Source organism: Spiroplasma endosymbiont of Danaus chrysippus, from assembly GCF_902809815.1.
Taxonomy (GTDB): domain Bacteria; phylum Bacillota_I; class Bacilli_A; order Mycoplasmatales; family VBWQ01; genus Spiroplasma_E.
Window position 1 is genome coordinate 204,868 of record NZ_CADDIL010000002.1, and the last position, 12,009, is coordinate 216,876.

Genomic DNA, 12,009 nt, shown 5'->3' on the forward strand with positions numbered 1-12,009 from the left:
GTAAAACATTATTGATGTTGAACATATATTATTGTATATCATATAATATTTATATAAATTAATACATATAAGCATTAAGTTTAATATATAATTTTATTAATTTCTTTTTCTGTAATAAACTTATCAATCTTCCCTTGCGCTAAGATTGGGCTACCGCCACCCTTACCATTATATGTTTTTAATATTTTTTGTAAAATATTATTACTTTGATACTGTTTATTATTATGCAATTCTTTACTTGAAGCAACTAATACTAAATATTCTTGATTATTAATTTTATTAATAAAAATAATAATAATATTTTGATATTGATTACGATAATGTTCAATTATTTCTCTTAATGTTTTAATATCTAAATTTTCAAAATTTGCAATTAATAGTTTATAATTATTTTCATTTTTTGGAACTAAAGTTAAATATTTTTTCACTATCTTCTGACGATTTAATTCTTCAAAATTAATTTGTCATTTTTTAAATAAACCATGTAATTCTAGTAATAACATTTTTCCTTTTCTTCAATCAGCAGCTACCACTTTTAAATTATTAATAGCATCATATATTTTTTCAATTTCTTCTTCTTGCATACAGTTATCTTTATTTTTTTGATATTGAATAAATAAACTATTGCTTTGTTCTTTAATCATCATTATTTGTTGTGTTAAGTATTCATTAATAGTTTTTAATGATGTTAAAGCATGAATTCGATAAGAACCAGATCCTTTTGATTCAACATTAGTTATTAATAATTGTTCTACTTCTTGTGAATTATAACAATGAGTACCCCCACAAAGTTCAATTGAAAAATCACCAAACTTAATTACTCGAACTTTTTCTTCATATTTTTCACCAAAAAAAGCTAAAGCTCCAATTTTGATTGCTTCTTCATATGTACAATAAATAATTTCACAAGGATATTTACCTTTAATTCATTTACTTACTTGTTGTTCTACACTTGTAATTTGTTCTAAAGTTAACATTTCATAATGACTAAAATCTAATCGTAAATATTGATAATTATTAAAACTTCCAGATTGCATAACATGTAAACCTAATAATTTTCTTAAAGCAGCATGTAATAAATGGGTTCCTGAATGATTTTTTCTTGTATAAAAACGATGTGAACTATTAATTTGTGCTTCAACAATTTCTGTTTGTGTTAATTCACCTTTTACTTCCACTTGATGAATATGCTGTTTTTGTGGTCCTTGTTGTACATCAATAACAGAGGCCGTTCCATTTTCTCCTTTGATAATACCATCATCAGATGCTTGCCCTCCCTTTTCTGCATAAAAAGGCGTTTCATTTAAAATTAAATAACCTTTTTCATTTTTTAAAAATTTTACCTCATGCTCTGATTTAAACATAAAAACAATATTTGTATTTATTTGTTCTTTATCATAACCAACAAAGGTTGAAGGAACTTTTAAATTAGTTAGTAATGAGGATTGAATTGTTAATGCTTGATGATTAATTCTTACTTTTCTTGTATTATCTTTACTGTTATCCAATAACTTTTGAAAACCTTTTAAATCAACAGTCGCATTTTCTTCATTTGCAATCTCTAATGTTAATTCAATAGGATAACCATAGGTATCAAATAATTTAAAAGCCGCAGTTGCATCTACTTTTTTATTATCTCTAATAACTTGTAATAATAATTGTTTTCCTGTTATCAATGTTGTTCAAAATTTTAATTCTTCGCTTTTAATAATATTAGTTACTAAATCGACTTTTTTATGTAATTCTTGATAATGTTGACCCATAACTTTGATAATAATTGAAACTAACTTAAACAAAAATGGTTCATTAATATTAAGTTTTTGTCCATATACAACAGCTCTTCTAATCAATCTTCGTAATACATAACCACGATCTTTATTACTAGGAAAAACACCATCACTAATTGCAAAAACTAAGCAACGAATATGATCAGCAATAATTTTAAATGCAGTATTAATAGTTTTTTGCTTAATTTCTTGTGTAAAATAATTATTAATATCATAACGAAAATTTGTCAATTTTTCACATTCATGAATAATATTTTCAAATAAATCAGTATCAAAGTTAGTTGGCACATCTTGTAAAATTGCTACTAGTCTTTCTAATCCTGCACCAGTATCAATATTTTTTCTTGGTAAATCAGTATAATTATTTTTGCCATCATTATTAAATTGTGAAAAAACAATATTTCAAATTTCAATATAACGATCATTTTCAATATCATCTTTTAATAATTTAATACCAATATTTTTAGGATCATATTTAATACCACGATCATAATAAATTTCAGTATTAGGACCACAAGGACCTTGACCCATATCTCAAAAGTTAGTAGATCTTGTACCTTTAATAATACGTTCTTTTGGTAATTTAATAATATTTAATCATAAATTATATGTTTCTTCATCTTCATTAAAAACTGTTACATATAATAAATTAGCATCTAAATTTAATCACTTTTTACTAGTTAAAAATTCTCATCCTCAAACAATAGCTTCTTTTTTAAAATAATCACCAATTGAAAAATTACCTAACATTTCAAAAAAAGTTTGATGTCTTGCTGTAATACCAATATTTTCAATATCATTAGTTCTAATTGCTTTTTGTGAATTTGCTAATCTTTTAGCAATTGGGGTTTTTCGTCCATCAAAATATGGTTTTAATGTAGCAACTCCAGAATTAATCCACAATAGTGAAGGATCATCATTTGGAACAAGTGATGCACTTTCTAAAATGTGATGATCATAACTTTTAAAAAAATTTAATCAAGTTATTCTAACTTTATCTGTTGTTCATTTTATTGACATAATAATTTCTCCTCAAAATAATAAAAATTCCTATCAAAATAGGAACGTTTTTTAACGCGGTACCATCCTAATTCACTTACAAAGTAAATGCACTTAATTAATGATTAAAATTGTTAAATTAGGAGCTTCTAATTAATAATGGTTAAGCACTTACACTATTCACTCTCGCTGAAAACTAATTATTATTAATTATACTTATCTAATTTAGATTAATATAAATATTAATTTCAATTTTAATATTAACCATAAATATTAGTTATTACAAGCAAAAAGATAAAATTATGAAATATTTTTATAAATTAAAAAGAAAAAAATATTAATTATTAACTTTATAGAATAAAAATTACAAGAAAGATTTTTTCTATTTAATCAAAAATATAATTTAACTGGTATTTTTTTTATTGTATATTCATTTTTTCAGATATAAACTTTAGTTAAGATTTGCTTAGAGTAATTTTTAAAAAATAAAATTTATTATTAAATTATATAAAATTAATTCATTTAATTCAATATTATTTACTATTTAATATAGTAACTAATTTAATATATTAATGCATTTTTTATATTTTTAAATCTATAATTTTGAACAAAAAAATATTTTAAGTAAATCTTAAATATAAAAAATAAAAATGATAATTAATTGAAATTTTACAATTAAATCTAGCATTAAAAATTTTATTAATTTATTAAAATTAATCTTTGTAAAAACAATAACTATTAAATTACTATTCATTTTTTTAAAATGAAATTTTAAACAACTCAATTTATTTATTATTTCAAAAAACAAAAAAATAATTTAATTTCTACTCTAAATTTGTGTTTTATTAACATATTACTATAAAAGAAGTCCAAAAATAAATCAAATTAATAAATAAAAAGGAGACAAATTTTATGTCAAGTAAACTAAATAATAATGAAATAGATAATACAATAAATGAATTTGAAGAAACTAAAGAGGAAGAAAAAGAAGAAGAAACTGAAGAAGAAGAAATTGAAGAAATAAAAACTAATTCAGACACAATAGAAAATATTGAAGATCATATTGAAGAAAAAGAAGCATTTGAAAAACAAATACAAAATATTAAAGATCAAATAAATAAATTAATTGAAGAAGAAAAAAATAGAGTTCATTTAATCAATTGTCAAGATCTATTAAAACAATTAAATGATATAAAAGATTCAATAAAAAATAATTATGTAATGATAGAAAAACTTAATCAAAAAAATAATAATGATAAATCAAAACAAGAGTTTGATGAAACAATACAACAAGAAATCAAACAATTATTACAAATATTAGTGGAAAATGAAAATACTATTAATGAATACCAAAAGAAAATTGAAAACCTTAAAAATAATAAAAATAATTGTGATAAAGAAAATAAAGGAATTTTGGGAATGTTTAGTAATCTGTGTGACTTACAAAAATAACTATGTTTAATTAATTCTAGTAAATATAATTTATATATCTAGAAAGAGTCAGTTACAGATGGCTAAAAAAGATAAGGTGGTTAGCCCTAAATACTGGACCACTTTTGGATAGACAGTTTTAAATTTTTATTTGTGAAATTGGTGGTTTTAGAAATTTAGAATGTATTCTTTCGTAATTATAAAACATAATATATTGGTTTACATCATTTATAGCTTCATTGAGAGAAAAATATTGATTTGAACCTTTAGGTAGTCATTCTTGAGATAAATGAGAAAATCAGTTTTCAGATATTACATTGCCACCAATATCATAAGGTTGTTTTTTGCTTAAAATTATTTGCTTATCAGCAGCTCAATTTGTGATGTCTTGACAATAAAATTCGTTGGCGTTATCTGAGTGTAAAATAACGTTTTTTACTTGGTTTCAAGAGAATTGTTGATTTATTTTTTCAAGTGCAGGAAGGATTAAATCTTGATAGGATTTGTTTGAACATGTATTATAGCTTACAATATTATTTGAATAAAAATCAATAATTACAAAAAGATATAATCAACCTTCTTTAGTATTTATTTGTTTAGTGTCCATTGATCAAATTTGATTTGAAGAGGTTGTACTTTTATAATCTTTGTTTACTTTATCCATTGTAGGTATTCACTTATTTGGATTTTTTTTGTTTTTAGGATAGTTATTTTTAGTTTGTTTTAATCCTTGAAGATTGTGATCTTTCATAATTTTTCGCATTTGTTTTGTTGATAATTCTAGATTTAAAATAATATGTTTGTATTGTTTTAATCATTCTTTAAATGCTGAAAAAATTCGTAAATAGCCATAAATTTGTCCTTTTCTTGTAAAATGAAATTCAAGTAAAAGTTGGCATAATTCTTGATATTTATGTGTACAATTACTAATTTGATTTTTTTCTTTTTTAATAGGGTTTTGTTTGTTTTTTACAAAATAATATGTTGATCGGTTTAGTTGAAGATGTTGGCAAAGATATCTAATTGAATATTGGTTTTTGCTATCATCAATAATTTGAATTTTTTGTTTGATATTTAACTTGTTAATTACTAATGCTATTTGTTTAATTTTATCCATTATTAAAAATCCTTTCATGTCAAAATTAGTGTTAATTGTATAACACAATTGTTTTTCGAATACATTCAAGTTTTTTTTAAATTAATGGTCTAGTAAAAAGGGCTAAGTAGCAAGTAGCAAGTNTTTACTTGGTTTCAAGAGAATTGTTGATTTATTTTTTCAAGTGCAGGAAGGATTAAATCTTGATAGGATTTGTTTGAACATGTATTATAGCTTACAATATTATTTGAATAAAAATCAATAATTACAAAAAGATATAATCAACCTTCTTTAGTATTTATTTGTTTAGTGTCCATTGATCAAATTTGATTTGAAGAGGTTGTACTTTTATAATCTTTGTTTACTTTATCCATTGTAGGTATTCACTTATTTGGATTTTTTTTGTTTTTAGGATAGTTATTTTTAGTTTGTTTTAATCCTTGAAGATTGTGATCTTTCATAATTTTTCGCATTTGTTTTGTTGATAATTCTAGATTTAAAATAATATGTTTGTATTGTTTTAATCATTCTTTAAATGCTGAAAAAATTCGTAAATAGCCATAAATTTGTCCTTTTCTTGTAAAATGAAATTCAAGTAAAAGTTGGCATAATTCTTGATATTTATGTGTACAATTACTAATTTGATTTTTTTCTTTTTTAATAGGGTTTTGTTTGTTTTTTACAAAATAATATGTTGATCGGTTTAGTTGAAGATGTTGGCAAAGATATCTAATTGAATATTGGTTTTTGCTATCATCAATAATTTGAATTTTTTGTTTGATATTTAACTTGTTAATTACTAATGCTATTTGTTTAATTTTATCCATTATTAAAAATCCTTTCATGTCAAAATTAGTGTTAATTGTATAACACAATTGTTTTTCGAATACATTCAAGTTTTTTTTAAATTAATGGTCTAGTAAAAAGGGCTAAGTAGCGAGGCTTATATAAAGAATTAACTAAACGATTGGTAGAAAAAATGTTGAATTCTGAGATGCAAAATTATTTAGGACACGAAAGAAATCAACGCAGTAATAATGACAATGTTCGTAATGGTACAACATCAAAAAAATTAATAACTCAACAAGGTAAAATTGAAATTGATGTACCAAGAGATCGCAATAGTAATTTTGAACCAGTAATAATCACAAAAAGACAAAGAAGATTTGATGGTTTTGATCAACAAGTTCTTTCACTATATGCAAAAGGTATGACTTTATCAGATATTAGAATGCAGTTGCAAGAGTTATATCATGGCGCAGATATTAGCGAAAGCGTAATTAGTCAAATTACTGATGATGTCATTGATGATGTCAAAGCATGGCAAAATCGTCCATTAGATAGTGTTTATCCAATCATTTATTTTGATTGTATCGTAGTTAAAGTACGTCAGGATAAACGTATTATTAACAAATCAGTTTATATAGCTTTAGGAGTTGATTTAGAAGGTAAAAAAGATGTTTTAGGTTTATGAATTAGTGAAAATGAAGGTGCTAAATTCTGATTAAATAATTTTACAGAAATGAAAAATCGAGGCTTAAATGATATTCTTATTGCTTGTAGTGATAATTTAACAGGCATGTCAGAGGCAATACAATCAGTTTATCCTAAAACTGAACATCAATTATGCATAGTTCATCAAATTAGAAATAGCTTAAAATATGTTTCATACAAACATCGAAAGTCTCTAGTTATCGATTTAAAGCCAATTTATACAGCATGTAGTGAAGAACAAGCAATGCAAGCTTTAGAATCATTTGAAAGTAAATGAAATAAACAATATCCACAAATTGCTAAATCTTGATATAAAAATTGAGAAAATTTAATGGTTTTTATTAGTTATCCAGCAGAAATTAAAAGGGTAATTTATACTACAAATGCTATTGAATCTGTTAATAGCCAATTACGAAAAGTTATTAGAAATAAAAAAGTTTTTCCTAATGATATGGCAGTTTTTAAAATTTTTTACTTAGCAATTGAAAATATCACAAAAAAATGAACATTGCCTATTCAAAATTGAAATACAGCAATTGCTCATTTTATGATAAAATTTGAAGACAGAATTAATCTGAACTAGTACTTTGTAAAACAAAGAAACACAGATTACTAAAAAGCCTCCTATTTTACTTAAATTTGTTTTTATTCATGTTTTCATATTTTGACACTTCCATTTCTTTTTCGTTTCAATATTTTTTGATTTCTTTTAAATAAGTTTTTGTTGGTTCAAACCTAATAATATTATAAGGTTTTACTTTTATTATTTTATTATTTTTTTTATTTCTTCTATTTTTTGGTTGAACCTTAACAATTTTAAAATTTGCAATTTCTTTTATATTTACTGATTTTTCTTGTTTATTTTGATATTTAATTTCTTGAAAGATAGCATCAAAAACTAATTCTACATGTTCTAAATAAAAATTAGTTTTTTCAGATACTAATCTCATTAACTCTTTTTTCTCCATAAACACTCCTTTTTCCTTAATTTTACTTCTAAATTATACTATTTTTCATTATTTTTACAAATATTCTTTTAAACGCAAAATAACGCCTAAATTAAAGGCATTTATTTTATGATACCTATTATACTATTAATTATATTGAAATTGTTTATTATATAGCAAATGTGAAGATGCTTTTTTTAACAGTAGCATTATTTTTACCCCTAATTATATTTTTATATGGATATAGTGCATAAAACAAAGCATCATATGGGTCTTGGTACATATTTTTGTCTGGAATGTTAGTTTTTGTTTCATCATAACGTAATTCTTCTAAACATTGAGTAGTTTTTGGTAAATCATCTTTATTTGCATAAAAGTTTCCATAACTCATAATATTTCTCATTCAAACTACTCTATTAGTTAATCCTGCTTCTTGATTTAAATTTGAAGCATGTTTAATAGCAGTTTGTATTATTAAAATAATATTATGTTCATCAATTAATTTTTGATTTAATCAATCCATTGCTGTTCTTGCTTTATCATCATAAAAATAAATTGTTTGTTCAAAATTTTCAAAATTATCCATTAATCCTAAAATTTCATTTACATAAGCATTAATTTTTTCATTTTCATTTATAAAATCATTTGGAGTAACTACTAATTCACAAATAATATAAGCATCGTAATAACCAGTATTATTATATTCTTTAAAACCAACTACCATAAATACAGTATGGTCTTTATGTCCAGTTGCTCAATCAACACCAACTGAATAAAAATCAAACTTATACATATCTTTTTCTTGATTATAAAATTGTTTTAAATCGTATAATTGTCAATATTTTACAGTTTTTTGAAATGGAAAAATTGTTGCATCACTATCTAAAAATTCAAAACCATAAAAAACAGTATTAAATTCATCGGGATTACTTTTTTTCATTTCTAATAATATTCTTTTTTGAATGTCTGGTAATTTATTTCAAAATGGTTGAATAGTAAATCTTAGAACAAATAAACCTAAACCACTAAACATTTCTTTATTTTCATAATAAACTTTACCAACTTTTTTAAGATTTTCCATAATTTTATCATTTAATGGTAAAAATGGCGTGCAATACTTTAAATAAAATGGATGGTATTTATCGTATGGATTACATGTAAAAGTAATGAAAAAACTTTTATAAAAATAACGAGTAATCTTTTGTCCAAAAGTAGAACTATATATATTTTTATTAATAAATGTTCAAGTTCACTCTTTAATAGGTTCATTTGATACTTTAATACGATTACTTCTAAACATAGAGTTTTGTAAACGTTCATATCGATATGTTAATTGCTTTTCAGTTAATGTTTCTTTTTCTTCTGCCATAATAATTTCATCTGTTCTTGAACCTAAAAAACTTGAACCACCTGCTTCTTTTCCAAAAATTTTATTACCATTAGCATAACCAATAAACTCAATTTGTTGATTACTTGGAAATATAATACATCCCCCATTCTTAGTAATTTTTCATTTAATGCCATGTGGATTATTAGGTAATAAATTAATATTATATGTATCTAATAAAACTTGACAAACATTCATTAAAGCACCAATTGTAGTTTCACTATGAGTATTTTCATATCTTCTTACTTCTTGAACACTACTATCGCTAAAATTACAACATATAAATAAATCAAATGCTAAGCAATTTCAAGTTTTTCTTGTTCCACGTGCAGTTGGAACAAAACGATAAAAACAATTAGTGCTACTTAGCCCTTTTTACTAGACCATTAATTTAAAAAAAACTTGAATGTATTCGAAAAACAATTGTGTTATACAATTAACACTAATTTTGACATGAAAGGATTTTTAATAATGGATAAAATTAAACAAATAGCATTAGTAATTAACAAGTTAAATATCAAACAAAAAATTCAAATTATTGATGATAGCAAAAACCAATATTCAATTAGATATCTTTTCCAACATCTTCAACTAAACCGATCAACATATTATTTTGTAAAAAACAAACAAAACCCTATTAAAAAAGAAAAAAATCAAATTAGTAATTGTACACATAAATATCAAGAATTATGCCAACTTTTACTTGAATTTCATTTTACAAGAAAAGGACAAATTTATGGCTATTTACGAATTTTTTCAGCATTTAAAGAATGATTAAAACAATACAAACATATTATTTTAAATCTAGAATTATCAACAAAACAAATGCGAAAAATTATGAAAGATCACAATCTTCAAGGATTAAAACAAACTAAAAATAACTATCCTAAAAACAAAAAAAATCCAAATAAGTGAATACCTACAATGGATAAAGTAAACAAAGATTATAAAAGTACAACCTCTTCAAATCAAATTTGATCAATGGACACTAAACAAATAAATACTAAAGAAGGTTGATTATATCTTTTTGTAATTATTGATTTTTATTCAAATAATATTGTAAGCTATAATACATGTTCAAACAAATCCTATCAAGATTTAATTCTTCCTGCACTTGAAAAAATAAATCAACAATTCTCTTGAAACCAAGTAAAAAACGTTATTTTACACTCAGATAACGCCAACGAATTTTATTGTCAAGACATCACAAATTGAGCTGCTGATAAGCAAATAATTTTAAGCAAAAAACAACCTTATGATATTGGTGGCAATGTAATATCTGAAAACTGATTTTCTCATTTATCTCAAGAATGACTACCTAAAGGTTCAAATCAATATTTTTCTCTCAATGAAGATATAAATGATGTAAACCAATATATTATGTTTTATAATTACGAAAGAATACATTCTAAATTTCTAAAACCACCAATTTCACAAATAAAAATTTAAAACTGTCTATCCAAAAGTGGTCCAGTATTTAGGGCTAACCACCTGAATTAAATTTACAACAAACAGAAGAATTATTGAGGCTTTTTAGTAATTTGTGTTTCTTTGTTTTACAAAGTACTAGTTCAGATTAATTCTGTCTTCAAATTTTATCATAAAATGAGCAATTGCTGTATTTCAATTTTGAATAGGCAATGTTCATTTTTTTGTGATATTTTCAATTGCTAAGTAAAAAATTTTAAAAACTGCCATATCATTAGGAAAAACTTTTTTATTTCTAATAACTTTTCGTAATTGGCTATTAACAGATTCAATAGCATTTGTAGTATAAATTACCCTTTTAATTTCTGCTGGATAACTAATAAAAACCATTAAATTTTCTCAATTTTTATATCAAGATTTAGCAATTTGTGGATATTGTTTATTTCATTTACTTTCAAATGATTCTAAAGCTTGCATTGCTTGTTCTTCACTACATGCTGTATAAATTGGCTTTAAATCGATAACTAGAGACTTTCGATGTTTGTATGAAACATATTTTAAGCTATTTCTAATTTGATGAACTATGCATAATTGATGTTCAGTTTTAGGATAAACTGATTGTATTGCCTCTGACATGCCTGTTAAATTATCACTACAAGCAATAAGAATATCATTTAAGCCTCGATTTTTCATTTCTGTAAAATTATTTAATCAGAATTTAGCACCTTCATTTTCACTAATTCATAAACCTAAAACATCTTTTTTACCTTCTAAATCAACTCCTAAAGCTATATAAACTGATTTGTTAATAATACGTTTATCCTGACGTACTTTAACTACGATACAATCAAAATAAATGATTGGATAAACACTATCTAATGGACGATTTTGCCATGCTTTGACATCATCAATGACATCATCAGTAATTTGACTAATTACGCTTTCGCTAATATCTGCGCCATGATATAACTCTTGCAACTGCATTCTAATATCTGATAAAGTCATACCTTTTGCATATAGTGAAAGAACTTGTTGATCAAAACCATCAAATCTTCTTTGTCTTTTTGTGATTATTACTGGTTCAAAATTACTATTGCGATGTCTTGGTACATCAATTTCAATTTTACCTTGTTGAGTTATTAATTTTTTTGATGTTGTACCATTACGAACACTGTCATTATTACTGCGTTGATTTCTTTCGTGTCCTAAATAATTTTGCATCTCAGAATTCAACATTTTTTCTAGCAATCGTTTAGTTAATTCTTTATATAAGCCTCCCTCTTTAAAAACTGTTGTTAAATCCTCAGTATTTTCTAATAATAAATCTACTGCTTTTGATATTGGATCATTGTTATTAAGATTATCTTTTTTAGCCATCTGTAACTCACTCTTTCTAGATATATAAATTATATTTACTAGAATTAATTAAACATAGTTATT

The 12,009-nt window shown here is 23.7% G+C and carries 7 protein-coding genes and 1 pseudogene; 3 read left to right on the top strand and 5 right to left on the bottom strand.

Going from position 1 to position 12,009, the window contains the following annotated elements; genetic code table 4:
• Positions 1–80: 80 nt before the first annotated feature.
• Entirely contained in the window at positions 81–2,807 is a 2,727-nt protein-coding gene (alaS, locus tag SPIRDC1_RS03005) for an alanine--tRNA ligase (protein WP_174480477.1), read from the bottom strand.
• Between the two features lie 891 nt (positions 2,808–3,698).
• Between alaS and SPIRDC1_RS03010 the strand changes: the two genes are divergently transcribed.
• A complete protein-coding gene (locus SPIRDC1_RS03010) occupies positions 3,699–4,238 on the top strand; it encodes a hypothetical protein (RefSeq protein WP_174480478.1) in 540 nt (179 codons plus the stop codon).
• Between the two features lie 118 nt (positions 4,239–4,356).
• Here SPIRDC1_RS03010 and SPIRDC1_RS03015 read toward each other — a convergent pair whose 3' ends face one another.
• Entirely contained in the window at positions 4,357–5,352 is a 996-nt protein-coding gene (locus SPIRDC1_RS03015) for an IS3 family transposase (protein ID WP_174479968.1), read from the bottom strand.
• 901 nt (positions 5,353–6,253) lie between these two features.
• Between SPIRDC1_RS03015 and SPIRDC1_RS03025 the strand changes: the two are divergent.
• Positions 6,254–7,390: pseudogene (locus SPIRDC1_RS03025) on the top strand (IS256 family transposase); the annotation flags it as partial.
• 46 nt (positions 7,391–7,436) lie between these two features.
• Here the strand turns inward: SPIRDC1_RS03025 and SPIRDC1_RS03030 are convergent.
• Both SPIRDC1_RS03030 and SPIRDC1_RS03035 read right to left on the bottom strand, forming a co-directional pair.
• Positions 7,437–7,775, bottom strand: a complete 339-nt coding sequence (locus SPIRDC1_RS03030; protein ID WP_174480480.1) for an HU family DNA-binding protein — start codon at positions 7,773–7,775, stop codon at positions 7,437–7,439.
• A gap of 148 nt (positions 7,776–7,923) precedes the next feature.
• Entirely contained in the window at positions 7,924–9,339 is a 1,416-nt protein-coding gene (locus SPIRDC1_RS03035; RefSeq protein ID WP_174480481.1) for a terminase large subunit domain-containing protein, read from the bottom strand.
• 255 nt (positions 9,340–9,594) lie between these two features.
• On the opposite strand from SPIRDC1_RS03035, the gene SPIRDC1_RS03040 reads away from it, so the two are divergent.
• Positions 9,595–10,590: an IS3 family transposase gene (locus tag SPIRDC1_RS03040; protein ID WP_174480482.1), complete on the top strand. Its 996-nt coding sequence runs from the start codon at positions 9,595–9,597 to the stop codon at positions 10,588–10,590.
• Between the two features lie 117 nt (positions 10,591–10,707).
• Here SPIRDC1_RS03040 and SPIRDC1_RS03045 read toward each other — a convergent pair whose 3' ends face one another.
• Positions 10,708–11,946 carry an IS256 family transposase gene (locus tag SPIRDC1_RS03045; protein ID WP_174480483.1) on the bottom strand — a complete coding sequence of 413 codons (1,239 nt, stop codon included), beginning with the start codon at positions 11,944–11,946 and terminating at the stop codon, positions 10,708–10,710.
• Positions 11,947–12,009: the final 63 nt, after the last annotated feature.